General features: G+C 64.1%; 26 protein-coding genes. 4 read left to right on the forward strand and 22 right to left on the reverse strand.

The features are described 5' to 3' along the window. Positions 1-61 precede the first annotated feature (61 nt). The 22 genes from NL532_RS09750 to NL532_RS09855 form a co-directional block, all read right to left on the reverse strand. Complete coding sequence (locus NL532_RS09750; RefSeq protein WP_023817293.1) at positions 62-649, reverse strand: transglycosylase SLT domain-containing protein; 588 nt, start codon at positions 647-649, stop codon at positions 62-64. Continuing rightward, positions 582-1967, reverse strand: a complete 1386-nt coding sequence (fliK, locus tag NL532_RS09755; RefSeq protein WP_023828207.1) for a flagellar hook-length control protein FliK — start codon at positions 1965-1967, stop codon at positions 582-584. The genes NL532_RS09750 and fliK overlap by 68 nt, the downstream gene beginning before the upstream one ends. After that, positions 1964-3394 carry a MotC family chemotaxis protein gene (locus tag NL532_RS09760; protein ID WP_023828206.1) on the reverse strand — a complete coding sequence of 477 codons (1431 nt, stop codon included), beginning with the start codon at positions 3392-3394 and terminating at the stop codon, positions 1964-1966. The genes fliK and NL532_RS09760 overlap by 4 nt, the downstream gene beginning before the upstream one ends. Continuing rightward, positions 3391-4746: a MotB family protein gene (locus tag NL532_RS09765; RefSeq protein ID WP_023828205.1), complete on the reverse strand. Its 1356-nt coding sequence runs from the start codon at positions 4744-4746 to the stop codon at positions 3391-3393. Before NL532_RS09765 ends, NL532_RS09760 begins: the two co-directional genes overlap by 4 nt. Positions 4747-4759: 13 nt before the next feature. Further along, a complete protein-coding gene (locus NL532_RS09770) occupies positions 4760-5386 on the reverse strand; it encodes a hypothetical protein (RefSeq protein WP_023828204.1) in 627 nt (208 codons plus the stop codon). Between the two features lie 3 nt (positions 5387-5389). After that, on the reverse strand, positions 5390-7030 hold the full coding sequence (gene fliF / locus NL532_RS09775; RefSeq protein WP_023828203.1) for a flagellar basal-body MS-ring/collar protein FliF: 1641 nt from the start codon (positions 7028-7030) through the stop codon (positions 5390-5392). A gap of 133 nt (positions 7031-7163) precedes the next feature. After that, the gene (locus tag NL532_RS09780) at positions 7164-8048 is read right to left on the reverse strand and encodes a flagellin N-terminal helical domain-containing protein (RefSeq protein ID WP_023828202.1); all 885 of its coding nucleotides are present in this window, start codon (positions 8046-8048) and stop codon (positions 7164-7166) included. A 281-nt stretch (positions 8049-8329) separates the two neighbouring features. Further along, positions 8330-9214: a flagellin N-terminal helical domain-containing protein gene (locus tag NL532_RS09785; RefSeq protein WP_023828201.1), complete on the reverse strand. Its 885-nt coding sequence runs from the start codon at positions 9212-9214 to the stop codon at positions 8330-8332. 214 nt (positions 9215-9428) lie between these two features. Further along, positions 9429-10160, reverse strand: coding sequence for a flagellar type III secretion system pore protein FliP (gene fliP / locus NL532_RS09790; RefSeq protein WP_023828200.1), 732 nt, complete (start codon positions 10158-10160; stop codon positions 9429-9431). Continuing rightward, positions 10157-10657, reverse strand: coding sequence for a flagellar basal body-associated FliL family protein (locus tag NL532_RS09795; RefSeq protein ID WP_023686347.1), 501 nt, complete (start codon positions 10655-10657; stop codon positions 10157-10159). The genes fliP and NL532_RS09795 overlap by 4 nt, the downstream gene beginning before the upstream one ends. A 17-nt stretch (positions 10658-10674) precedes the next feature. Continuing rightward, positions 10675-11379: a flagellar basal body L-ring protein FlgH gene (gene flgH / locus NL532_RS09800; RefSeq protein WP_023686346.1), complete on the reverse strand. Its 705-nt coding sequence runs from the start codon at positions 11377-11379 to the stop codon at positions 10675-10677. Then, positions 11376-11951, reverse strand: a complete 576-nt coding sequence (locus NL532_RS09805; protein ID WP_023686345.1) for a MotE family protein — start codon at positions 11949-11951, stop codon at positions 11376-11378. The genes flgH and NL532_RS09805 overlap by 4 nt, the downstream gene beginning before the upstream one ends. A 9-nt stretch (positions 11952-11960) precedes the next feature. Further along, the gene (locus NL532_RS09810) at positions 11961-13202 is read right to left on the reverse strand and encodes a flagellar basal body P-ring protein FlgI (protein ID WP_023683306.1); all 1242 of its coding nucleotides are present in this window, start codon (positions 13200-13202) and stop codon (positions 11961-11963) included. After that, complete coding sequence (gene flgA / locus NL532_RS09815; protein ID WP_023686344.1) at positions 13199-13726, reverse strand: flagellar basal body P-ring formation chaperone FlgA; 528 nt, start codon at positions 13724-13726, stop codon at positions 13199-13201. Before flgA ends, NL532_RS09810 begins: the two co-directional genes overlap by 4 nt. A 6-nt stretch (positions 13727-13732) precedes the next feature. Then, on the reverse strand, positions 13733-14521 hold the full coding sequence (gene flgG / locus NL532_RS09820) for a flagellar basal-body rod protein FlgG (RefSeq protein ID WP_023686343.1): 789 nt from the start codon (positions 14519-14521) through the stop codon (positions 13733-13735). Positions 14522-14533: 12 nt separating this feature from the next. Continuing rightward, on the reverse strand, positions 14534-14869 hold the full coding sequence (gene fliE, locus NL532_RS09825; protein WP_023737680.1) for a flagellar hook-basal body complex protein FliE: 336 nt from the start codon (positions 14867-14869) through the stop codon (positions 14534-14536). Next, a complete protein-coding gene (gene flgC / locus NL532_RS09830; RefSeq protein ID WP_023686341.1) occupies positions 14869-15285 on the reverse strand; it encodes a flagellar basal body rod protein FlgC in 417 nt (138 codons plus the stop codon). The genes fliE and flgC overlap by 1 nt, the downstream gene beginning before the upstream one ends. A 2-nt stretch (positions 15286-15287) precedes the next feature. Continuing rightward, positions 15288-15668: a flagellar basal body rod protein FlgB gene (gene flgB, locus NL532_RS09835; RefSeq protein ID WP_023683310.1), complete on the reverse strand. Its 381-nt coding sequence runs from the start codon at positions 15666-15668 to the stop codon at positions 15288-15290. Positions 15669-15753: 85 nt separating this feature from the next. Continuing rightward, entirely contained in the window at positions 15754-16620 is an 867-nt protein-coding gene (locus NL532_RS09840) for a hypothetical protein (protein ID WP_023673646.1), read from the reverse strand. Next, positions 16607-18028, reverse strand: a complete 1422-nt coding sequence (gene fliI, locus NL532_RS09845; RefSeq protein WP_023710976.1) for a flagellar protein export ATPase FliI — start codon at positions 18026-18028, stop codon at positions 16607-16609. Before fliI ends, NL532_RS09840 begins: the two co-directional genes overlap by 14 nt. A 4-nt stretch (positions 18029-18032) precedes the next feature. Next, positions 18033-18758, reverse strand: coding sequence for a flagellar basal-body rod protein FlgF (gene flgF, locus NL532_RS09850; RefSeq protein ID WP_023671749.1), 726 nt, complete (start codon positions 18756-18758; stop codon positions 18033-18035). Positions 18759-18765: 7 nt separating this feature from the next. Beyond that, positions 18766-20577 carry a DUF1217 domain-containing protein gene (locus tag NL532_RS09855; protein WP_023828198.1) on the reverse strand — a complete coding sequence of 604 codons (1812 nt, stop codon included), beginning with the start codon at positions 20575-20577 and terminating at the stop codon, positions 18766-18768. Positions 20578-20721: 144 nt separating this feature from the next. On the opposite strand from NL532_RS09855, the gene motA reads away from it, so the two are divergent. Genes motA through NL532_RS09875 form a run of 4 tightly spaced genes read left to right on the forward strand, consistent with a single transcriptional unit; the run spans position 20722 to position 24049 of the window. Continuing rightward, a complete protein-coding gene (gene motA / locus NL532_RS09860; RefSeq protein ID WP_023671751.1) occupies positions 20722-21597 on the forward strand; it encodes a flagellar motor stator protein MotA in 876 nt (291 codons plus the stop codon). A gap of 35 nt (positions 21598-21632) precedes the next feature. Next, complete coding sequence (locus NL532_RS09865; RefSeq protein WP_023828197.1) at positions 21633-22565, forward strand: FliM/FliN family flagellar motor switch protein; 933 nt, start codon at positions 21633-21635, stop codon at positions 22563-22565. Between the two features lie 33 nt (positions 22566-22598). Then, positions 22599-22988 (forward strand): flagellar motor switch protein FliN, encoded by a 390-nt coding sequence (gene fliN, locus NL532_RS09870; protein WP_023725153.1) that lies wholly within the window; start codon positions 22599-22601, stop codon positions 22986-22988. A gap of 44 nt (positions 22989-23032) precedes the next feature. Next, on the forward strand, positions 23033-24049 hold the full coding sequence (locus NL532_RS09875; protein ID WP_023828196.1) for a flagellar motor switch protein FliG: 1017 nt from the start codon (positions 23033-23035) through the stop codon (positions 24047-24049). Positions 24050-24055 lie beyond the last annotated feature (6 nt).

Raw genomic sequence — 24055 nt, forward strand, 5'->3', positions numbered from 1 at the left:
GGTGACGTGGCACGTCAACCGCCGGGCGTGGATTTGCAGCCGTTCGCAAGAGATGATTCACCTAAGGGTTGCAAAAGTTGCGGGCGTTCGGGGTCCATTTGCCGAAGCCGGTGGCGACCATATTGGCGATGACGCGGCAGACATAGAATTTCTGCGCGGGATCATTGTCGGGCCCGGCGTGGTAGCGGGCGACGGCCATCGACCAACTGACATGACGCGCATGCAGGCTGGCCAGGAAGCGTGCGGCATAGTCGACATTCTGGCGCGGGTCGAGCATGTCGTCGACGCTGCGGAAATGCGCGGCGTGATAGTGATGGTTGATCTGCATGCAGCCGAGGTCGATCAGCGTCTTGCCCTCACGTCGGGCTGCTTCGAAGGCGGCCAGGGCCTCAGTGCGGCTCCTTGGAAATACCGCTTTTCCCTCTATATTCAATGCGTTAGGTTGCAAGCTACCCTTCTTGCCGGTCTCGGTCAGCCCGACCGCATAGAGGATGCCGGCGGGCACGCCATAGCGGTCGGCGGCACGCAAGATCTCGGGCTCGCAAGGGTTGGTGGCGGCGGTGGCCGGCTTGGTGGCGAGGCTAGATAAACATATCGTCGCCAGCGCGCTCGCGAGCAGGCGCGCCAGCGCGGCCGAATTCCTGGGCATCGTCATTGCGGTTTCTTCCCGACTGCTGGCCGCCCGAACCCGTATTGTTGCCGCTCGAGTTTCCGGGCTGAAAAGCGGACTGGTCGCGGCCTTGCGGCATTGGATGCGAGTTCGCTGCATCGCTGCGGGCCGCTGCGTGGATCGCTATCGAGGGTTGCAGGATGGTGACCTTGTCGACATCGAAGCCGAGCCCGCGCAACGACTTCACGATGGCGTCGCTGTCGGTGGCGAGACGGCGGTAAGCCTCATGGGTTTCGGGCTTCAATTCTATCGAAAGTTGTTCTCCGGAAAGCCTGAGACTGGCGGTGACCATGCCGAGCTCTGCCGGGTGAAGCTCGATCTTCAATATATGTGTCGGAACGGCAACAGAACCGGCCGTCTGGGCGGTCGTCGACGGCGTCGAAACCGCTTGCCGCAGGCCGTTATCCGAAGCCAGCGCGTCGATAAGCGCCGAAGTCGTTTGGTTTATCGGACTATGTGCCGGCGCGGGGAAGCTCTGTTCGGCGACAATGTCGACGCGCGCAGCGAATGGCGGCGGTTTTCCCTGTGTGGACGATGCCGCGGAATGGGCTCCATCGACGGACTTCGCCGACGGCGCGGACCGTTTTGCCTCGGGTGCCCAAACGTCGCTTGCCGTCTGGTTCGCCGGTAGAGGAGGCGTCGGACCATCCTGGTGCGGCAGTTTGCCGGACTGGAGCCCGATAGCGGGCAGCTTTTGCCCCTGATCCTGTGCGGAAACGCTGGTACCGGGCTTGGCCCGTTCCGATCGCGTCGTCGTGTCGAGTCTGTTGTCAATGCCGGAAGCTGCGCGGTGTCTCTTCAGAGGCGACGTCTGTGCAGAAATGGCCTCGCCAGCGGGCGCCGGTTGCCCAGTCTGTCCATTCGTCGCGATGCCGTTCCCGCTTGTCCGGACCGTTGAGAAATGCCTGATATCGTGCAGCGCCAGCACCAATGGCAAAAGATCCTGCAGCGGTCCTGCATCCGCGTCTCGTCCGGCCACTTCAGCGTCGTTGGATGGTTTGTCCGGGCCACTGTCGGCATGTTCTTTTGCGGCCTTGCCGGCAGCGGACTTCGCCACCGTCTTGCCAGACTGGGTGTGTGGGATTTCGCTTTTGCCGGGACCGGCAGGGCTGCGTTTGGCCCAATGCGGCTCGTGCGACGCGGCCTCAATTGCTCCCTGGCCTATCGGTGTCGGCGCATCGTCGTCGCCGCGCACCATGTCACCGAAGCTTTTGTCGCCACCTTTGGCGTTTGAGGCCGACTGCTTCGATCCGGCGTGCGCGGGAGCCGGCAGGGCCTGGCCAACATTGGTGGTCATTTCGGGGCTGCTCCAAGCATCTGGTCGATCAAATCGAGCTGGCGACGCGTCCTCGCCATGGCGGCGTCGGTGGGATCGGCTGGCTCTACGGCGGCGGGGGCCGGCGCCGATGCCGGCACGACCGGAGCCGCATCGCTGGCCGGGGCGACTGCAGGCGTTTCCGCCGCCTTTGCCTCTGGCGTGCTTGGTGCCTGCGCGGCCGGTTCACTTGCCGCCTTCAGTCGGTCGGTTGCTGCCGGTTCACTCGATGTTGTGGCGGCTGGCTGTTCCGGCATTGCGCCTTCGACCGGCGGCAGCTCGGGCTCATCGGGGTTTGCCACAGCCGCTGTCTTGACCGGCTCCTGTTTGGCCGCGGCAGGCGCGGGCTTGTCGGCAGGCAGCGGCGCCGGCGGCGCGATCACTTCGCCGGCCACGGCCTGCGCGGCATCGAGCAAGTCGCGGTCGCTTTGCGAAAGCTGGCTGCGATCGATCTTGTCGAGCTTGGCGCGGACCTCGTCGATGGTGCCCGACGTCACCGTGGACAGGCTGGAATAGAGCTGGGCGCGCGGGTCGTCTTGATTGTGGATGCCATCGCGGCCCTGTTCGGCCCTGGCCGAGGCAAACGCTGAGAGATCGGCAAGGCCGTCAATGGCGGCGCGGCGGGCAATGCGCAGATAGATCACCTTCTCGCGCTCGGGATCCATCATCGCGGTTATGTCGGCGAGCTTGTCCTGGCTGATCGCCATGTGCAGCGTGATGACGCCGGAGACGAAGGCGTCGGCGAACTGGCTGGCATAGGGCGAATAGAGGTAATCCTCGACATATTGGGTCGAGGCAAGCGCGAAGCGCGCGCCATCGCCTTGCGCGGCGGCGATGCCGACCGAGCGGCGCAGCGCTGCTTCCTCGACCAGCGTGCCGGGGCTGAGCAGGCGAGCATCGTCGAGCAGGGCAAGCGCGGCGACCGGTTCTTCGGTGGCGAGCAGTGAGCCTTTGACCAGCGCCAGAAAAGCACCGAGATCGGAGGGCAGTGTCATCGGATCGATCGGCTTCAGCGCCTCGATCGCGGCCGCTGGGCGGCCATTCAGATAATCGACAATGCCCTTGGCGATGGCCAGGCTTTGCGCGTCGGTCTTGGCGCGCGACACCGCCACCTCGACGGTGACGGGATTGCCGCCGCTCATGCCATAGACCAGCAACGCGCGAAAATTCTTAGGGTCGCTGAAGTCCTGCGCGTCCGCCGCGCGCAGCCTCGTGTCGGTCATTTCGAGCAGCTTGGCTTGCATCGGCAGCGCGGCATGGTCGCCGGCGGCGATGCGGTCCTGTACCAGCTGCAGCGAGCGCACCAGCTGATAGGGCTGCAAGCCATCCTCGGCAAAAGCTGCCGGCGAATGGACAGCGCTCAGCAGCAGCAGGCCGACAGCGCGGCCGATGATAGCGGAGCGCCTCATCCGTCGGTCGCCATCAGGATCTCGATGCGGCGGTTCGCGGCCGCCATCGGGTCGGCCGCAATTTTCGGTTCGCGGTCGGCGAAACCGGCGACTTCGGTGATGCGGCGCTCGTCGACGCCGCCGCGCACCAGCATGTAATAGGCGGAATGGGCGCGCGCCGTGGACAGCCGCCAGTTGTCGTAGGTATCGCTGCGGAACGGCCGCGCATCGGTATGGCCGTTGATGCTGATCGTGCCTTTCTGCTCATTGACGATGCGACCAATCTTCTCCATCGCCAGCACCAGTTCACGCCGCGGCACCGCCGATCCGATCTCGAACATGCCGAAATCGAACTGGTCGGTGATCGAGATGACGACGCCCTTGTCGGTGGCCTCGACGGAGACGCCGTCGTGCAATTTGTCGCCTGGCTTGAAGGCCTCGGCCAGTTCCTGCTTGACCTGTTCCGCGGCCTTAACGGCAGCGGCACTCGGCGCCTTTTCCGCGGCTTCGGGCTTGGGTGCCGCTTCCGCCTGCGCTGCCTTTGCCTCCTCCGCCTTTTTCGTTTCGGCCTTTGCGGCTTCAGCCTTGGCCTCTGCCTTGGCTTCAGCCTTGGTCGGCGGCTTGTCGGATGCGGATTTCGCCAACGGTTCGAGCGGCGCATCCACCACTGGCGGCGCCGGCGGCACGGCCTTCACTTCAGTCACTTGCGTCTGTGCCGCCTTGTCGCCGGGTTTGAGCGGATCGCCTTCGATCTTGCTGCGTTCGGCGGTGGCTTCGGCGCCGGGTGCTGCCACCTGCTGCGACCAGAAATCCGGCGCGAACGGGTCGCGGTAGGATTGGCCGCCCGATGCGCCGGTGGCCGGGCCGGACGCCTGCGCGCCACCATCGCCCTTCTCGCTGACGTTCTGCATGACGCCGGTATCGGTGGCGATTTCCGACAGCACCGCATAGGGATCGGCAAACAGATGCTCGTCGGAAAGATCCGTCTTCGGCGCCGATTCCTTCGGCTGCTTCTTGTCGGAAGTGCCAGCGCCGCCGATGCCGTCCTGTCCGGCCTTGCGGGTCTTGTCCTTCGGGTCGTCAGCCGTCAGCCCGACCTTGCTCGGCCCATCGCCGAGGTCTTCGAGGCCCTTGCGGCTGGCGTTGCGGTCGACCAGTTTGACCGGGTTGAAATAGCTGGCGACGGCGGCCTTGGTCTGCTCGTTGGCAGCATTGATCAGCCACATGACGAGGAAGAAGCACATCATGGCGGTCATGAAATCGGCAAAGGCGATCTTCCAGACGCCGCCATGATGGGCGTCGTCGTGGTCGTCGTGGTTGCGCTTGACGATGATGATCTCGTGCGGATGGCCCGCTGCGTCGGCAACGCTCATGACAATTCCCCGTTCATGAGAGGGCCTCGGACAAGGCAGAAGACCATTCGGCAATTCGGGTTTCGAACACCGCCTCGTCAATGGCGACGGTGAGGTCGAAGCCGGGCGCCTCGACGAAATCGAGATTGGCCGCGCGCGAACCGAGCGAAGCCTTCAGCGTCTCGAACAAAGAGAGCGGTCCGCGCACGGCGATGCGCACCGCCTCGCTGTCGCCGACGGCTTCGCGGATCGTGCCGGCAAGGGCTTCCAGCGAGCGCTTCTGCAGATCGTCGCTGACGATGCCGCCAATGATGCGGGCAACGGTGGCGCCGACGAGTTCGCTGACCTTGGCCTCCATGGCGTCGATACGGGCAGTGACGGCGACGCCGACATCGCCGCCGAAGCTTTCCAGAAAGGCCTTTGCTTCATCGGCGTTGGCCTGACGCTCCGCCTCGAGCTCGGCTTGGTGGGCGATGACAAGGCGGGCTTCAAGGGCGGCTTCGGCGTCGATGACCGCTTCGGCGATCAGCACGCCGATGTCGGCCTGCGCCACCGGCGTCTCCGGCCTTGGCTCGGCCTTGGTCGGGAGCGGTGGCTGGCCGGCGCGCTGGGTGCGTGCGCCGAAATCCGGCAAAAGATCGAAGAGCGCTGCCGAGGCCATGGTCTACACCGCTGCTTCCTGGGCCGCCCATTTGCGCAGGATCTGCGCGGTGCGCTCCTCGTTGAGATCGACCATGCGGGCAAGACGTTCCTGTGGCGCCGGCCTGATCTTCTGGCGAAGATCGTCGAGCGGAGTCGGGCCGGGGCGGCTGCCGGGCAAGGCAGCCGGCGCGGGTTCGGCACTAGCGGTTTCGGGTGTCGGCAGCGAGCGCTGGACATCGTCGAAGGTCGGACCGGCAAGTGCGGGCGTCGGCCGCGCGGTCAGCGCGGTGGCCATCGGCCTCAGGCCGAAGAAAGCGACCAGGAACACCACGACGATGAAGGCGCCGGCATTGATCATCGTGCCGGCATGGGTTCCGATCGACGCCATCATGCCCGGCTGTTCGATCGGTTCGCCGTCCAGCCCGTCGATGAACTCGACCGCCGAGACATCGATGACATCGCCGCGCTTGTCGTCGAAGCCGGTGGCGGATGCCACCATCTTCTGGATGTCGGCGACGCGCTTGGCGATCTGCTCTGATGTGGCGTCCTTGCCGAGGATGGTCATCAGCCGCTGCTGGTTGACGACGACGGCGATCGACATCTTGGTGACGGAATAGCCGTTGGAGACGGTGGCGATCTTCTTGGAGTTGATCTCGTAATTGGTGATCTCCTCCTTGCGGTCGTTCGCCGATGTCGTCTGCGGGCCGTCGGTGCTGGTCGCCTGGGTCTCGGGCAGGTTCTGCTCGACGCTGGCCGGGGTCGAGGCCTGCCTCTGGTTGCTGTTCTCGTTGGCGCGCACCGACTGCACCGAACGCTCGACGCGCGACTCCGGATCGAAGATCGTCTCTTCGGTCTGGCGGGTGTCGGTGTTGACATCGGCCTTGACGCTGGCGCGGAAATTGTCGGGTCCGAGATAAGGCGTCAGCGCGCGGCGGATGTTGTCGCCGATCTGCGCCTCGACGGTCTGCTCGACGCCGAGCGTGCGCGCGGCACTGGTGTTGGAGGGGTCGTCACCGGCGGCGAGAAGGTTGCCATTGGAATCGAGCACGGTCACCTTGTCGGCCGACAGGCCGGGGACTGCGGCGGCGACGAGATGGCGGATCGACATGGCGCTCTTTTCGGCGTCGATGCCGGAATAACGGATGACCACCGAGGCGGAGGGCTGCTGTTCGTCGCGGCGGAAATTGGCGCGCTCGGACATGACGATGTGGACGCGTGCCGCCTTGATGCCGGAGATCGACTGGATGGTGCGGGCGATCTCGCCCTCCAGCGCGCGCACGCGGGTAATCTGCTGCATGAAGGATGTCAGGCCGAGCGAGCCGACATTGTCGAACAGTTCGTAACCGGCATTGGCGCTGGTCGGCAGGCCCTTTTCGGCAAGCAGCATGCGCGCCTGCGCGGTGGTGCCGGCCGGCACCAGCACGGAGGTACCGTCGGAGCCGACGTCGAAGCCGATGCCGGCTTCGCCGAGCACCAGGCCGATCTGGTTCACGTCGGAACGATCGAGCCCGACATAGAGCGTCTCATAGGCCGGGCGGTTGAGATAGACCGAGCCGATGCCGATGACGGCCATCACCAGCGCGGCAATGCCGGCCAGCATGGCCAGGCGCCTGACGCCAAATGCCCTGAGATTCGAGATGATGCTCTGGATCTGTTGCGGCACGATTCAAGCGCTCCCGGCATGATATTCCGTGGGAACACTAGACCGCGAAGCTTGTGCGAAGATGATAGATACAAAGCGAAAGGGCCGCGCTGTTGGCGCGGCCCTTCAATTCAAGGGAAGAGCAGGGTTCGGCTTACTGTTTGAACAGCGCCAGGATCGACTGCGAGTTGCCGTTGGCGATCGACAGCGACTGGATGCCGAGCTGCTGCTGGACCTGAAGGGCCTGCAGACGGGTCGATTCCTTGTTCATGTCGGCGTCGACCAGGGCGCCGACGCCCTTGTCGATGGAGTCCGACAGGTTCGACAGGAAGCTCTTCTGGGTGTCGATGCGCGACTTGGCGGCGCCGAGATAGGCCGCGCCCGTGGACAGTTTGGCAAGTGCCGTTTCGACGGCGCCCAATGCGGTGTCGATGGCGCTGTCGGTCACGGCCGTGACGCTCGGATCGAAGAAAGTCGTAGCAAGCAGACCGCCGGCAATGCCGCCCGTGCCGGCAATATCTAGCACCTGGGTATCAGCTGCCTTGACGTCGATCGTGTCGATGGCGACCGTCGTGCCGGTCCGGTTGTAGGAAGCGACGATCTTCAAATCTGAGGTCGCGGCGGCGTCGTTCTGCAGCAGGTTCGAGCCGGCATAGGAGGCGTTGGTGACCGACGACTTGATCTGATCCTGGATGGCCTTGATTTCGGTCGCGATCTTTTGCTGGTTGTCCTGGCTCGCACCGCGGGCGGTCACCAGCTTGGCCTTGATCTGGTCGACCTGGTCCTTGATATCGGTGATGGCAGTGTAGGCGGTGTCGACCTTGCCGGCGCCGAGGCCGAGCGCGTCCTGGACAGCCGAAAGCGCCTTGTTGTCGGATTTCATCGTGGTGGCGATCGACCAGTAGGCGGCGTTGTCGGAAGCAGTCGCGACGCGGTAGCCGGTCGAAATGCGCGACTGGGTGGTTTCGAGCTGCTTGTTGGTGTTGTTCAGGCTCTGCAGCGCGGTCAGCGCCGAGGCGTTCGTCATGATACTAGCCAAGATATTACCCCTTCTCAAAAACTGGCGTGTCCCGCACACGCCGGATCAACTTCATCAGGGGGTAGGCATAAGCCCATCGACCGTCTGGTCTGCCCGCCATGGTATGGTTAACCATGACTAGCGAGATATGGTTAATGGCCTGTTAAAACAGGCCATTCCGGGCGCTGGCCAAGAGCAAAAATCGGCCGCCATTTAAAAAAGAAAATCAACAGCCACAAAAGAAATCGGGCCGCGCTGTTGGCGCGGCCCGACCGGATCTTGTCAGTCGTAAAGTCGAGAGATCAGCCGCGGAAGAGCGACAGGATCGACTGCGAGTTGCCGTTGGCGATCGACAGCGCCTGGATGCCGAGCTGCTGCTGGACCTGGAGGGCCTGCAGACGGGTCGATTCCTTGTTCATGTCGGCGTCGACCAGAGCGCCGACGCCCTTGTCGATCGAGTCGGACAGGTTCGACAGGAAGCTCTTCTGAGTGTCGATGCGCGACTTGGCGGCGCCGAGCGAGGCAGCGCCGGTGGACAGCTTGGCAAGCGCCGTTTCAACGCTGCCGAGCGCGGTGTCGATGGCGGTGTCGGCAACAGCGGCGCTGCTCGGATCGAAGAAGGCCGCAGCCAGCAGGCCGCCGACGATGCCGCCCGTGCCGGCGACATCGAGAACCTGCGTGTCGGCAGCCGTGACGTCGATCGTGTCGATGGTGACGGCCGCGCCGACGCGGTTGTAGGAAGCGACAATCTTCAGGTCGGAGGTTGCGGCGGCGTCATTCTGCAGCAGGTTCGAGCCGGCGAAGTTGGCGTTGGTGACCGACGACTTGATCTGCGCCTGGATGGCGGTGATTTCGGTCGCGATCTTCTGCTGGTCTTCCTGGCTGGCGCCGCGGGCGGTGACGAGCTTGGACTTGATCAGGTCGACCTGGTCCTTGATGTCGTTGATGGCGGTGTAGGCGGTGTCGACCTTGCCGGCGCCGAGGCCGAGCGCGTCCTGAACGGCCGAGTTGGCCTTGTTGTCGGACTTCATCGAGGTCGCGATCGACCAGTAGGCGGCGTTGTCGCTGGCGGTGGCGACACGGTAACCGGTCGAAATGCGGGCCTGCGTCGTTTCAAGCTGCTTGTTGGTGTTGTTCAGGCTCTGCAGCGCGGTCAGCGCCGAGGCGTTCGTCATGATACTGGACATGGCTACTCGTACCTTGATTTTTACAGGGTGTTTTTTTGCATACCGGCTTTTCCGGTATGACGGAGCGGCATCATGCCAATGATCGTGAGACCCGATCACCCGCCATCTGCGAGCAATATGCGGGCGAGTCCCTACCAAAGGGCTAAACGGGACGGTTAACCGGAAATATATTGCATAGAATTTTAGCTAGGTGCCGCGCGCAGGTCGCGGGCGGTCAGGTGAACGATCGCACCAGGCTGCCGACGAGCAGGTTCCAGCCGTCGATGAGGACGAAGAACAGGATCTTGAAGGGCAGCGACACGACGGTCGGCGGCAGCATCATCATGCCCATGGCCATGGTGATGGTGGCAACGATCAGGTCGATGACGAGGAACGGCAGCACGATCAGGAAACCGATTTCGAAGCCGCGGCGGATTTCCGAGATCATGAAGGCCGGCACCAGGATGCGCAGGTCGACGGTTTCCTTGGCAACCACCTGGCCGCGTTCGCGGGCGAGATCGGCGAACAGGTCGAAATCCTTGTCGCGGACATTGTGCAGCATGAAGGTGCGGAACGGGTCCGAAATCTTCTCGAACGCCTCGGTCTGGCTGATCTGGTTGTCCATCAGCGGCTTGACGCCGGTGTTCCAGGCCTGGTCGAAGGTCGGCGCCATGACGTAGAAGGTCATGAACAGCGACAATGAGATCAAGATGAGATTGGCCGGCGTCGACTGCAGGCCGATGCCGGCGCGCAGGATCGAGAATGCGATGACGAAGCGGGTGAAGCTCGTCACCATGATCAACAGACCCGGCGCCACCGACAACACGGTGAGCAGGCCGAACATCTGGATGATGTAGCCGACGGTGGCACCGTCGGCCTTGCCGATGCCGCCGAGATCCAGCTGCTGGGCAGCGGCGACAGAAGTGGCGGCGACGACGATCGCTGCGGCGAGAAGCAGTTTTCTCATTCGAGCAGCAATGTCCTGATCAGAACCTGTTTGGCATGGCCGCCGCTGCGGATCGCGGCGCGCTCCTCGAGGTCGGCTTTCAAATGCTGGTAGCCGCTGGCGCCTTCGATCTGATGCATCTTCAGGGTGCGGACCATGGCCAGCAGGTCCTGGTGAATGCTTTCGGTGAGCTCCGGCGGCTGCGGCGCATCGTAGACCACCGACGCTTCCAGCCTTATCCAGGTGTCGGCAGGCGAAGCCAGATTGGTGGTGATCGGCGCCAGCTGGACAAGCGTCGGCCCGGTGCCGGGCGCATGTTCGGCCGCCTTGCTCGGTTGCTCGGCGTTGGACTGGTTCTCGGGCGCGGCGGGCACCGGCACCGGTCCCCCGACGCCCTTCAGATAGCCGCCGGACATCCAGCCCATGCCGATCGCGGCGCCCGTCATCGCCAGCAGCATCGCAAGCTGGATGACAAGCGACGGGCCCTTTTTTTGCTGAACCTGTTCGACATTTGCCACGGCGCCGTTCTCCAGTCCTAAAAGGGGAGGACTTGGTCGAGGATCTGCTGACCGTAAGCGGGCTGCTGGATTTCGCTGACGCGGCCGCGGCCGCCATAGGAGATGCGCGCCTCGGCGATGCGTTCATAAGAGATGGTGTTTTCAGCGCCGATATCGGATGGACGCACCATGCCGGCGATGGTCAGCACCCTGAGCTCGTAATTGACGCGCACCTCCTGTGAGCCCCGGATCATCAGATTGCCGTTGGGCAGGACTTCGGTGACGACGGCGGCGACGTTGAGCTCGAGGTTCTCCGAGCGCTTGATTTCGCCGTCCGCATTGGTTTCGGTGGTGGAGCTCAGCCCCGCGTCGCCCTTGCCGCTGGTGGTGGCACCTTCCCATCCGAGGTTGACGTCATAGCCGAGCTTGCGCCCGGCGGTGCGGCTGCGGTCGTTCTGGTTCTTGAAGTTGGCCTTGTCGTTGAGCTTGATCCTGACGGTGAGGATGTCGCCATCGCGCAGCGCGCGTGGGTCGGTGAACAACCGGCTCTGGCGATCATCCCACAGCGAGAATTTCTTCACTGGCGCGGGTGGCGTTTCGGGATAGGAGTAGGGCGCATTGACGCTGCCGGTAATGCCGGCGCCAACCGGCGACAGCGCCGGCTCCCTGCCGATCTCCCTGGGGTCGGAGGCGCAGCCGGCAAGTGAAGCGGTGGCGACCAGGGCGAGTATATGCGACTTCATGACGGGTCTACCCTTCGCGCCGCGCTGGCCATAATGCCGGTGAGCGTGGCTGCCGCCTTCTGGTCCATTTCGTTGAGAATGACGCCGGCCTTGCGCGAATCGAGTTTCATCAGGATGGCGGCGGCGAGATCAGTGTTGACCATGGCCAGGCGCTCGGCCGCGGCATCCGGTTTCATGCCGGCATAGATCTTGACGACGCCATCCTCGGCGCGGGCCAGGAAAACTTCACGCCGCTTCAGCCATTGCTCGTATTCGGCGCGCTTGTCGTCCAGCGCCTTCATGCGCTGGTCGATGCCAGCCTGCAACTGCTTCAACTCTTCGGCCTGCAGCGCGTAACGGCGGTCGCGGGCGGCGTCGGCGATGTTGGAGCAGAAGCGCTGGATCTCGCTTTCATCGGGCACCTTCTCGCGGACCAGCTGCTGCATTGCCGCCGGCTGTTGCCCGCCAGGCAGAACCTGCCGCACCGCTTCTTCCGCGCGGACAGTGCCGCCGGCAAGGACGGTGGCGGCGATGACGCAAGCTGCCAAGGCCGCGCTTCGGCGGTGCTGCTTTTGGGAAAAGAAATCGATCATCGGCTTGGCCTATTGGAGAACCAGATCGGCCTGCAAAGCGCCGGCCGACTTGATGCCTTGCAAAATGGCAATGATGCCGTCCGGCTTGACGCCGAGACGGTTGAGGCCCGACACCAGCGTTTCGAGGTTCGGTCCGTCGAGCACATTGACGCGGGCGTCAGGCCGCGTGGCATCGATGGTGGTGAAGGGTTCCTCCGCTGTCACGCCCTTGGAGAACGGTTCCGGCTGGACGATCTTCGGCTGTTCGGTGATGCGCACGGTGAGCGTGCCGTGGCTGATCGCCACCCGCGAGATCTTGACCTCGTTGCCGATGACGATGGTGCCGGTGCGTTCGTCGATGACGACGCGTGCCGGCGTGTCGGTCTCGACCACCAAATTCTCGATCTCGGCGTAGAAGCGCGCCGCCGAAACATTCTTCGGCCGCCTGATCTGCACGGTACGTGCATCGCGCTCCGCCGCCACGCGCATGCCGAAGCGTTGCGAGGTGTAGCCGTTGATGGCGTCGGCGATGCGAACGGCAGTGGAGAAATCGGGGTTGCGCAATTGCAAGGTGAGCAGCGCCTGGTCCTCGAATTCGGCGCGCACCGTGCGCTCGACGATGGCGCCGTTGGGCACGCGGCCGGCCGTCGGCACGCCCTGCGTCAGCTTTTCGGCATCGCCCTGGGCAGTGAAGCCGGAAACGATGACCGAGCCTTGCCCGACAGCATAGATTTCGCCATCGGCCGCCTTCAGTGGCGTCATTATCAGCGTGCCGCCGGCAAGCGATGTGGCGTCGCCCATCGAGGAGACGTCGATGTCGATGCGGGCGCCCGACTGCACGTAAGGCGGCATGTTGGCGGTGACGATGACGGCGGCGACGTTCTTGGCCCGCGCGCTGCCGCCTTCGGTGGCGATGCCGAGATTTTCGAGCATGGCGCGGATCGACTGTTCGGTGAAGGGCGAATTGCGCAGGCTGTCGCCCGATCCGGCGAGGCCGATGACGAGGCCGTAGCCGACGAGCTGGTTGTCGCGCGAAGCCTGCAGCTGCGCAATGTCCTTGATGCGCGATGCGACCTGGCCGGGTGGCAGAGAGCTTGGGCCGTTGGAGACCCTGAACATGCGGTTGGTGGTGGCCGGATCATATTCGGGATCGACAAAGGCGCCGCCATTCTGGCCGGCAAGATCGCGCTTTTGCTTCGGCGTAAGACCGTCGGCCAGCGCCGGCTGCAGGCCGACAACGGTCGCGAGCAGAAGGGCAGCTCCGCGTCTCATGACGCGCTGACCCGGACGGTGCCGTCCGCCATCACCGTGCCGGAAAAGATCTTGCCGCTGTCTGTGTTGCGGACCTTGATCAAATCGCCGGCGGCACCCGGCTGCAGCGACACCGCCGTAGCCGAAATGGTGAGGTCGCCGGCGATGAAATAGACCTGCACGGCGGCGCCCTGTTCGACCAGCCAGGCGTCGCGGATGGCGGCGGCCGGGATGTAGCGGCCGGGCAGCAGCGTGCGCTTGGCGACCTTGCCCTGGAGTTCCATGGCCTGCGTGGCGACCGCATCCGGCCTGTGCTTTCCGGGGAGCAGCGTCACCGGTTTCAGCACGCCGGTGTCGATCATCTCGCCGGGATAAATGACCCGGTTGGGGATCAGAACGATCTCGCCGGTTGCCTGACTGCTCGCGACGTGGGTGCTGGTCTGCTGGTCTGCGCTCTCCTGGGCAAACGCCGGCACACCGCCGGCTACCAGCGCGAGCATCAGCGCGGTGCGGCAAAGCGCGGAGCGGGAGGCCGGAGAGAGCATCAAACCTTACCTGATGTTCTTGGACACGACGGAGGCCATGTCGTCGGCGGCCTGGATGACCTTGGAGTTCATCTCATAGGCGCGCTGCGCCGAGATCAGCTCGGTGATTTCCTTGACAGGATCGACGTTGGAGGCCTCGAGATAACCCTGCTCGACCGAGGCGAAGCCGGGATCGCCGGGCACGCCGACATTGGCCGGGCCCGAGGCCGGCGTTTCCTGGAACAGATTATCGCCGAGCGGCGCCAGGCCGGCTTCATTGGCGAAGTTGGCGAGTTGCAGCTGGCCGAGCAGCTGGAGGTCGGTCTGGCCGTCGATGCGGGCAAAGACCTGGCCGGTCTTGTTGACCACGACTTCGATGGCATCGGTCGGCACGGTGATGGCCGGGATGACATTGGCGCCGTCGACGGTCACCAGCTGGCCGGTGGCGTTGGTGTTGAAGGCGCCGGCGCGGCTGTAGAGTGTGCCGCCGTCGGCGCCCTCGATCTGGAACCAGCCTCGGCCGGTCAGCGCCATGTCGAAACTGTTGCCGGTCGAGGTCAGTTCGCCCTGGGTATGGACGTTGCGCACCGCCGTCGTCTTGACGCCAAGGCCAATCGACACGCCTTCCGGCACCAGCGATGAATTGGAGCGGTTGGGCACGCCCTGCGTGCGGTCGACCTGGTAGAGCAGGTCGGAGAATTCGGCGCGCGCGCGCTTGTAGCCGGTGGTGTTGATGTTGGCGATGTTGTTGGCAATGACTTCCAGATTTGTCTGCTGGGCATTCATGCCGGTCGCTGCGATGGCGAGTGCTTTCACGGCAAGTTCTCCTCAGATGCCCATACGGCTGATTTCGAGATAGGCGGAGACGACCTTGTCGCGGATCGCGATCGTGGTCTGCAGGGCCTGCTGGGCGCTCATGACGGCGTCGACGACCTGACGGGTATCGGCGTCGCCCCTGAGTGCCTGGATCGACACCTGCTCGGCATTCTGCAAGGTGTTGACGGTCTTCGAGGCGGCCTGGCTCAGCGCCTCGGCAAAGGTGGTGCCGATTTCGCTGCCGGCCATCGGCGCCTTGGTGCCCTGGAACAGGTCGGTCGTGGTATCGGCGCCACCGATCTCCGGCTTGAGGGGAAGCGATCCGATACCGCCAATGCCGCTGATCATTACTGGTTCCTCATCAGGTCGATGGTCATGGAGATCAGATCACGCGCCTGCTTGATGACCTGAAGGTTGGCTTCGTAGGAGCGGTTGGCTTCGCTCATGTCGGCCATCTCGACCAGCACGTTGACATTGGGCATCTTGACGTAGCCCTTGTCGTCGGCGGCCTCGTTGCCGGGCTGGAATTCGACGGGAAAGTCGCTGGGGTCGCGGTCGATGGAGTTGACCTCAACCGTCGTGCCACCCGAGGCACGATCGAGTTCCGAGACGAAACTGATGGTCTTGCGGCGATAGGGGTCAGCGCCCGGGGTGTTGCCGGTCGACTGCGCGTTGGCGAGATTTTCCGAGACGACGCGCAAGCGGTCCGACTGGGCGCTGAGGCCGGACGCGGCGATCTTGAGGGCTGAGGTCAAGGCGTCCATGGTCAGCTCTTCACCGCCATCATCATCATCGAATGGAAGGCCTTGACGATCGCGGTGTTGAGTTCAAACGAGCGGCGGACCTCGCCGGCCTTCATCAGTTCGTTCTCGACCACGACCGTGTTCTTCGAGGGCATGATGGCGCCGGTCGTCTCTTCTGGCTTGACCGTGAAGCCGGCATTAGTGGCGGCAGTGCCGAGGTGGCCTGCCTGGGTGGCGGTCAGCGACACTGCCGTGCGGTCGAGCACCTTCTCAAACGGCTCGACATCGCCGGCGGTGTAGCCCGGCGTGTTGACGTTGGCGATGTTGCCGGCAATGGCCGACTGGCGCACCGACAGCCATTGCGACTGCTTGGCGGCGAGATCGAAAAGATTGACGGGCTCCATGGGGATCTCCGGGCTGGTACGTACAAGACTAGGCTGCCAGTCTTGCGCGGACCTTGCGCGGCTCGGGGGTAAATCCGGTGTGCCGCTATTTGGAGAGTTCGATCACCTGGTCGGTGCTGGTGACCATGACCCACTTGCCGCCCCGTTGCTCGATCGACGAGACGACGCTGGTATCGGGCAGCTTCGAGCCGCGCTGGACGATCCACAGGCCGGCATCGTCCTCGATCATGGCGCGGCCATTGGCGACATGAACCATGCGAAATTTGGCGTCCGCCGGGAAGGGCTGCTCGTCGACGCCGGGAGGCTGGGTCTTGTCCTCGGGGTCCTGCAGCGTGCCGGTGGCGAACAGGTCGACATCGGGAACATCGTTTGCCGTCAGCGGCTGACCGCTGTTCTCCATCTGCGAGCCGCCGCTGACCCGCCCTGCATTGGTGCCGCTGCCGCCGAACTTGATCGCCTGCACGCCGAACTGGTCCTGATTGAAGAAGATATACCAGGGAAACAGCGCGCAGATCAGGCCAAGCGTGATGCCGAGCGCGGCAAAGACGATATCGCTGCGGCGGTCGGATTTCTTGTCGAGCCTGGGATATTGCGGCCTTGGCGGCTGCGGCCATTCGGTGACCGGGAACAGCCCGTCGAGAAGCGAGTCACGACTGGTCTCGATCGCTTCTTTGGGGCCGGCGCGAGGGGTCCTTGGCAATTCAGGCTTGACGACGCTGGGCAAGGCAGGCTCGGCCAAGCGAGGCACAGTGGACTCGACTACGCTGGCTACCCTGGGCAAGAATGGCCTGGCGGCCCTGGCCAGAATGGCCTCAGCCTTGGCGGCCTTGTCGAGATCGGCCTTTGCCCTGACAGCTCTCGCTTCGTTGGCCCGGGCTTCCTCGGCGGCACTGGCCTCTGCGATCATCTCGCGCAAAAGCCGCTCGGTGTACTGAAGCTCAGTCTCCTGCATCGACACTTTGCTTGCCTTTCAGATGACGGGCGAGGTCGGAGAATGCGTCGCTCGAGGCGCGATCCCTGGGCGACTGCGTCAGCGCCTCGTAGATCAGCGGCACCTGGCGCACGGCAATATCGAGCTCGGCATCGGCGCCGCCCTGATAGGCGCCGAGCAGGCGGATGTCGCGCGTGTCCTCGAAGCGCGAGATCATCGACTTCAGCCTGGTCACCAGCATGCGTTGCTCGGGGCTCCATGCCTTGTCGGCGAGGCGCGAGATCGACGACAGCGGATTGACCGGGGGGTAGCGGCCCTGTTCGGCAATGGCGCGGTCGAGCACGACATGGCCGTCGAGAATGCCGCGTACCGAATCGGCGACCGGGTCGTTGTGGTCGTCGCCGTCGACCAGCACCGAGATGATGGCAGTGATTGATCCCTGTCCTTTGATACCGGGGCCTTCAGCGCCCGGGCCAGCGCGTTCGAGCAGCTTGGGCAGGTCGGTGAAAACCGAAGCGGGATAGCCGCGGGCGACCGGCGGCTCGCCGGTGCCGGTCGCTACCTCGCGCAGCGCATGGGCAAAGCGGGTAATCGAATCCAGCACCAGCAGCACGCGATGGCCCTGGTCGCGAAAATGTTCGGCAACGCGCATGGCGGTATCCGGCGCGCGCCGGCGCATCATGGCGCTCTCGTCGCTGGTAGCGACGACGGCGACCGTCTTGGCCATGCTCTCTGCGCCGATCGTGTCTTCGAGGAATTCGCGTACCTCGCGGCCGCGCTCGCCGATCAGCGCCACGACCACGGTGTCGAAGGCGTCGGCGCCGGCCAGCATAGCGAGCAGCGTCGACTTGCCGACGCCGGAACCGGCAAAGACGCCGAGGCGCTGGCCGAGGCAGAGCGGCGTGAAGATGTCGATGACCTTGACCCCGGTCGTGAAGGCGGTGCCGACGCGCTGCCGCGCCATGGCGCCGGGCGTTGTGCCGTCGCCGCTCGCAGCCTCGCCGATCCTGATCAGCGGCGGGCCGCCGTCGATGACGCGGGTCAGCGCGTCGATGGCGCGCCCGCGCCACGAAGCATGCGGCGTTACCGTCAGCGGGCCGCGGCGAAACACGGCGTCGCCGATGCCGGCGTCGGCGCTGCGTTCGAAAGGGGCGATGACGACTTCGTCGCGGCCGATCCTGACGATCTCGCCGCGGCGCGTGCCGGCATTGCCGCGCTGCTCGACGAGGTCGCCAAGCCTGGCGACTTCAGACAGGCCGCGCACCTTGTAATGCGTTGGCGAAACCTCCGAAACACGGCCGCCGCGCCGCAGCAACGTCTCGGTGTCATCGAAGCGGCGCCAGATCCGCTCCAGCGCAGCCAGCCGGTTTTCCGGTGCTGTCTCCGGTTGCCGTTCAAGCGCGCGTATCGATGATTTGCTGCTCGACATGCTGCTACGACTTGGAGCCGAGCGTCTTGATGGCGTCGTCGGTCGAGGCGTCGGTCTGGCGCATCAGCGCAGCGGTGTTCTCGAAGGCGCGCTGGACCATGATCAGGCGCGTCATTTCGAGCACCGGATTGACGTTGGATTCCTCGACATAGCCTTGCGCGACGCCGAGATCGGAACGGTCCGTGACCGGCTCCGGCGCACGCGCGGGCACGATGCCAGAATTGCCGTAGCGGACGAAATTCGGGCCGGGATCGAAATTGAACAGGCCGATGGCGCCGACAAGCTTGTCGCCTTGGCGCAGCGAGCCGTCGGCGCCCGCCTTGGGCGGACCGTCGCGCGGGTCGAGCTGGATCGGCGCACCGCCGGCGTCGAGCACCGGATGGCCTTCGAGCGACATCAACTCGCCGTTCTCGTTCATCGAAAAGCGTCCGTCGCGCGTCATCACGGTGCCGGCCGGGGTGTCGATGCCGAACCAGGCATCGCCCTGGACGGCGAAGTCGAACGGGTTGCCGGTCTGCGTCATCGCGCCATGCGCGCCGGACAAATAGGTCTTGCCGGAGGAGGCGAAGGACACCGATTTGGGGCCGCTGCCGGAGACGACATCCTCGAACTTCACGCCGGTGGCGCGAAAGCCGATGGTCGAGGCGTTGGCGACATTATCGGCGATGGTGTCGAGACGGCGCTCAAGCGCGATCTGCGAGGAAAGGGCGACGTAAAGGCTGTCCTGCATGGTGTTCTCAGAATCTCAGTTTCTGCATGGCCATCATCAGATCGGTCGAGATGCCGACGGTGGTCGGCTGCGCAAACAGCACGCCGATCGATGTCTGGGCGGTCGAGGTCGGATGATTGATTTCCCAAAGGCTGGTGAAGCGGGTGAGGAATTTCTCGAGCTTGGCCGGGTCGGTGAAATCGGTGAGGTCGAGCTTTGCCTCGAAGGCCTGCGCCTGCTTGTCGATATCTGCGGCAGCGAAGGAATCGGGCAGGCCGATGGCGGTGCGTACCACGCTGGCCAGGGCCGTGTCGGCCAGGACGTCGTACCAGTTGGTGATGGTCGAGGCCTTGCGCTCGAAATAGAGCGCCAACCGCACGCCCTCATTGGTCTTGCCGGCGTCTTCTTCCAGGGTCTGGCGCATGTATTTGTCGATCACCGGCTGCTGCGACGGGCTGCGGGTCGTTGCCGCTTCGCCGTAGGCCTCGAAATTCAACGAGGTGGCGAGCCTGGCATAGGCCTTGTTGGAGAGCTTGTTGGCGACACTGGCGGGATCGCGGACACCGCCCTCAAGGACATCACGGACGAGATCCTTGTTGGTGGTCGCCGGATCGAGCCCGCTTGCGGACAGAGCATAGTTATAAAGGCGGCTGTCGGCCATCAGGTCGTCGACCGATTTCACCTTGGTGATGTTGGCGAGGTAGTAGCTGGTCTCGGCCTGGACGGCGTCCGCATTCGGTTTGATGAGGCCAAGACTGGACTCGGTCGTGTAGAGCTTCGGCGTGGTCTTCAGCACCGCGTCGCGCGTGGTCGTCTGATCGCCATACTGGGCAAAATCAAAGGCGCTGACGAAGTTGGCGTAGCTCTTGTCGGTCAACAGGTTGGCGGGACTCAACGGATCGGTGACGCCGCCATTGACCATGGTGCGGATCTGCTTCGTCGTCTGGGTCGATGCATCAAGCCCATAGGCAGCCATGGCGACGGTCAGCAGGCGCTTGTCCTTCAGCAGGTCTTCGATGGACTTCACCTTGGAGATGTTGGCTGCGTAGTAGTCGGCCTCGCCCTTGATGTATTGCGCGGTCGGCTTGACGAGCAGCAGCCCGGTCCCGCCGATCACAGCTTTTGGGACCGCCTGCTGGACGGCGTCGCGCGCCGTTGCCTGATCGCCATATTGGGCAAAGTCGAAAGCCGCGACGAAAGCCGCATAGCCCTTGTTTGTCGACGTGTTTGCGGGGCTGTTCGGGTCGGTGACGCCGCCTTCCAGCATGGCCCGCACGGTCGCAGCCGGCTCGGCGTCGGCGTCGAGGCCGAAGGCGGCCATCGCATAGGTGAGCAGGCGATCGTTGCCCATCAGGTCGTCGATCGATTTTACGTTGGAGATGTTGCTCAGGTAGTACGAGGTTTCGCCCTTGTAGTAGGTGAAGCCGTTCTGCGAAGGGCCGACCGAGACCTGGAGGCCGTAATTGTTGGTCACGCCCTGCTGCGCCGAATTGTAGCTCGTGGCATTAGGGCCCAGGGCGGCGAAATTGAAGGCCGACACGAACTCGGCATAACGCTTGTCGCTCAGTTTGTTGGCGAAGCTGTCGGAATCCGACACCCCTTCCTTCAGGGCTTTGACCATGAAGGCCTTGGCGTAGGCCATGTCGCCGAGACCGAAAGCTTTCATGGCATATTTGAACAGCCGGTCGTTCTTGACGAAATCGTCGATCGATTTCACGCTGCCGATGTTGGCGAGATAATAGTCGGTGTCGCGCTTGGTGATCGGCTCCGCCTCGATGCGGTCGATCGCCTTGGGGATGTCCCTGGCGATGAGCTGGTAGCTGGTAAAAGTGCTCAACACGACATGCCTCCGGTCGCAGCTTCAAAAGCAAGACTATGCGGACTTGCTTGCGCGAGGCTGAATCGCCTCACCTCGCTTGATTCAAGCCTCACACAAGGCACGGGGGCTATCGGTTAGGCCTGACGTGATGCGGAAGGATCTGGCGTGGGCATTCTGATCGGACTTGTGGTGACGCTCGGCTGTGTTCTCGGCGGCTTCATGGCCATGGGCGGCCATCTGCATGTGCTGATGCAGCCTTGGGAAGCGGTGGTCATCTGTGGCGCCGCACTCGGCACCTTTCTCGTCGCCAACCCGATGAAGACGGTCAAGGACACCGGCAGGGGTATCCTCGAAGCGTTCAAGCAGGCGGTGCCGAAAGAGCGCGACTATCTGGAGACGCTGGGCGTGCTGCACAGCCTGATGCGCGAACTGCGCTCGAAGTCGCGCAGCGAGGTCGAGGCGCATATCGACAATCCGGAGGAGTCGGCAATCTTCCAGGCGTTCCCGACCGTGCTCAAGAACCACGACCTGACGAATTTCATCTGCGACTACTGCCGCATCATCATCATCGGCAATGCCCGCTCGCATGAGATCGAGGCGCTGATGGACGAGGAAATCCAGACCATCAAGTCCGACAAGATGAAGGCCTACCACGCGCTGGTGGCAGTGGGTGACGGTCTGCCTGCGCTCGGCATCGTCGCCGCCGTGCTCGGCGTGGTCAAGGCGATGGGCGCGCTAGACCAGTCGCCCGAAATCCTCGGCGGCCTGATCGGCGCCGCCCTTGTCGGAACCTTCCTCGGCATCTTCCTGTCCTATGCGGTGGTCGGGCCGGTCGCCACCAAGATCAAGACGGTGCGCGAGAAGAAGAACCGCCTCTATATCATCGTCAAGCAGACGCTGCTTGCCTACATGAACGGCGCCCTGCCGCAGGTGGCCATCGAGTTCGGTCGCAAGACCATCTCGTCCTATGAGCGGCCGACGATCGACGCCGTCGAGCAAAGCACGATGAACACAGCTTCCGCCGAGAAGAAAGCGGCTTGAGCCATGCATGACGACAGACAGGACCGCACGCCGTCATGACAAGTCCTGGCAGCCCCTCGCAAGCCCGCTCGCTGATCATCGAGCGTCTGGTCGGTGACAGCGGTGAGGCCGCTCACGTCATCGGCACCGGGCGCTCGATGGGCGAGCGCGCCCTGCCGCTGCTGCAGAAGAGCCTGGCCGGCGAACTCGGCGCACCGGTCACCGTCGACCTGCGCGCGGTCGAGATCAGCCGTGTTCCCGATGCCCGCACGAATGCCGGCGATGCCTTTGCCATGGCCATCATAGCATCGCCGACGTCTTCGGATGCGATGACGCTGGTGGCTGATGCGCCGGCCATCGCCGTGATGGTGTGCGCACTGTTCGGCGGCGATCCGGATCAGCCGGTTTCGCCGATCGAGCGCGCTCTGTCGCAGATCGAGACCGATGTCGCGACCACGATCTTCCAGGAAGTTGCGCAGGCGTTGAACGGATCGGGCCGGCGCTCGCTCGAGCTGCGGCTGCCGGTGCCGCGGGCGCTTTCGGGCAGCGAAGCCAAGCGCCGCGTGCTGCGCGATGGCGCGGCGGTGCGCATCGTCTTCGGCATCTCGACGCCGACCGACAGCGGAACGGTCACGGTGATGATCCCGCAGCGCATCCTGCTGGCCACACGCGGTATCGCCGATGTCCACGACAGCGAAGGCACGACCTCCGACTGGCGGGCACGTTTTTCCGAAGAAGTGATGCGCTCGACGGTGACGCTCGAAGCGACCATGCCGCTGGCCCGCCTGACGCTCGGCGACCTCGCCGGCTTCGAGCCGGGCCAGATCATCGAGCTCGAGGAGACGGCGCAGTCCCAAGCCAAGCTGAGCGCGCGCGACAAGACGCTGTTTGTCTGCGAGTTCGGTAAACTCGGGCAGAACTACACCGTCCGGATCAGGCATCCTTACGATGCCGGTCAGGATTCTATCGATGGGCTCATGCCGGGCTGACGCCGGGCAAGCCCAAGCATCTGGAGACGAGTGATGGCCAAGACCAAGGTGGAAGCCAATATCGACCAGCCGGACGAACAGCTCGACCGCGCCATCGAGGAATTGCGCGGTGTCCTCCAGGAGGAGGAAAAGCGCCCCGACGCCGCCTTGCGGGCTGCCACGTCCGGCGCCAATTCGAACATCATCATGAGCATCCCCGTCGATGTGCAGATCATCCTCGGCAGCACGGAAATGTCGGTGTCGGACCTGATGGCGCTGCAGAAGGGCTCGACGGTGGCGCTCAACCGGCGCATCGGCGAACCGGTCGATGTCGTGGTCAACGGCCGCAAGATCGCGCGCGGCGAAATCACCGTGCTGGAAAGCGATCCGTCGCGCTTTGGCATCAGGTTGACCGAAATCATCGCTGCCGCCAAGAGCGCCTGAGGATTAGACGACATGCGGTCTCAGCAGCGATCGGAGCTTATGCCATGACGACGCCGGTGACGCTCACGCGCCCGCAAAAGGCCGCCGCCATCCTGGTGGCGATGGGCAAGCCTTCGGCCAGCCGGCTGCTGAAATTCTTCAAGCAAGAAGAACTGAAGGCACTGATCGAAGGGGCGCGGCTGCTGCGCACCATTCCGCAAAGCGACCTCGAACGCATCGTTGCCGAATTCGAGGCCGAGTTCACCGAAGGTGCGGGCCTGCTCGATTCCGCCGACCGGATGGACACGATCCTCAATGAATCGCTGTCGCCCGAAGAGATGAGCGCCATCATGGGCGACAAGCGCTTCGAGGTTGCGCCGGAAGGACCACCGCCGATCTGGCCGGAGCTGGAAAAGCTCGAGCCGACGCGTCTGGGCACGTTCCTTGCCGCCGAGCATCCCCAGACCGCGGCCATGGTGCTGTCGAAGCTTGCGCCGCAGGCCGCCGCCAACATTCTGCTGACGATGGAAAAGCCGATGCGCAGCCAGATCATCAAGCGCATGGTGACGATGGCGACCATTCCGGACGCGGCGACCAGGATCATCGAGAACCAGCTGCGCGCCAGCGTGCTGGCGCAGACAGCGACCAAGGACATCTCGGCGGGACAGGCGCGCGTCGCCAGTATGCTCAACGAGATGGACAAGCCTCAGTTGGAAGAGGTCATGCAGGATCTGGAAGAGGCCGGCACGCCGGACCTCGGCGGTGTCCGCTCCAGGTTGTTTGCCTTCGACGATCTGCCGTTTTTGACGCAGAAGGCGCGGGTGCTTCTGTTCGACGGGCTGTCGACCGAACTGATTACGCTGGCGCTGCGCGGTGCACCACCCGCATTGACGGAATCGGCGCTCTCGGCGATCGGCGCACGGTCGCGGCGCATGATCGAGTCCGAGCTCGGACAGGGCTCGGAAGGCATTCAGCTTGCCGACATCATGACGGCGCGCAAGAACATCGCGGTGGCGACAATCCGGCTTTCGCGCGAGGGGGCTTTCGAACTGCCCTCATCGCAGCAGAGCGAAGCGGCTTAACGCCGA

Origin of the sequence: Mesorhizobium sp. C120A, from assembly GCF_030323105.1 — a bacterium.
GTDB lineage: Bacteria > Pseudomonadota > Alphaproteobacteria > Rhizobiales > Rhizobiaceae > Mesorhizobium.

Coding starts and splice junctions, on each gene's coding strand:
- flgF (WP_023671749.1), bottom strand. CDS start 18,758: ATGCAGGACAGCCTTTACGTCGCCCTTTCCTCGCAGATCGCGCTTGAG.
- flgH (WP_023686346.1), bottom strand. CDS start 11,379: ATGAAGTCGCATATACTCGCCCTGGTCGCCACCGCTTCACTTGCCGGC.
- NL532_RS09785 (WP_023828201.1), bottom strand. CDS start 9,214: ATGTCCAGTATCATGACGAACGCCTCGGCGCTGACCGCGCTGCAGAGC.
- flgA (WP_023686344.1), bottom strand. CDS start 13,726: ATGCTCTCTCCGGCCTCCCGCTCCGCGCTTTGCCGCACCGCGCTGATG.
- NL532_RS09760 (WP_023828206.1), bottom strand. CDS start 3,394: ATGAGGCGCTCCGCTATCATCGGCCGCGCTGTCGGCCTGCTGCTGCTG.
- NL532_RS09750 (WP_023817293.1), bottom strand. CDS start 649: ATGCCCAGGAATTCGGCCGCGCTGGCGCGCCTGCTCGCGAGCGCGCTG.
- fliN (WP_023725153.1), top strand. CDS start 22,599: ATGGCCAAGACCAAGGTGGAAGCCAATATCGACCAGCCGGACGAACAG.
- flgB (WP_023683310.1), bottom strand. CDS start 15,668: ATGGAGCCCGTCAATCTTTTCGATCTCGCCGCCAAGCAGTCGCAATGG.
- NL532_RS09805 (WP_023686345.1), bottom strand. CDS start 11,951: ATGATCGATTTCTTTTCCCAAAAGCAGCACCGCCGAAGCGCGGCCTTG.
- fliK (WP_023828207.1), bottom strand. CDS start 1,967: ATGACCACCAATGTTGGCCAGGCCCTGCCGGCTCCCGCGCACGCCGGA.
- fliI (WP_023710976.1), bottom strand. CDS start 18,028: ATGTCGAGCAGCAAATCATCGATACGCGCGCTTGAACGGCAACCGGAG.
- NL532_RS09770 (WP_023828204.1), bottom strand. CDS start 5,386: ATGGCCTCGGCAGCGCTCTTCGATCTTTTGCCGGATTTCGGCGCACGC.
- NL532_RS09765 (WP_023828205.1), bottom strand. CDS start 4,746: ATGAGCGTTGCCGACGCAGCGGGCCATCCGCACGAGATCATCATCGTC.
- NL532_RS09840 (WP_023673646.1), bottom strand. CDS start 16,620: ATGCAGGAGACTGAGCTTCAGTACACCGAGCGGCTTTTGCGCGAGATG.
- NL532_RS09865 (WP_023828197.1), top strand. CDS start 21,633: ATGACAAGTCCTGGCAGCCCCTCGCAAGCCCGCTCGCTGATCATCGAG.
- fliE (WP_023737680.1), bottom strand. CDS start 14,869: ATGATCAGCGGCATTGGCGGTATCGGATCGCTTCCCCTCAAGCCGGAG.
- fliP (WP_023828200.1), bottom strand. CDS start 10,160: ATGAGAAAACTGCTTCTCGCCGCAGCGATCGTCGTCGCCGCCACTTCT.
- NL532_RS09875 (WP_023828196.1), top strand. CDS start 23,033: ATGACGACGCCGGTGACGCTCACGCGCCCGCAAAAGGCCGCCGCCATC.
- flgC (WP_023686341.1), bottom strand. CDS start 15,285: ATGGACGCCTTGACCTCAGCCCTCAAGATCGCCGCGTCCGGCCTCAGC.
- NL532_RS09810 (WP_023683306.1), bottom strand. CDS start 13,202: ATGAGACGCGGAGCTGCCCTTCTGCTCGCGACCGTTGTCGGCCTGCAG.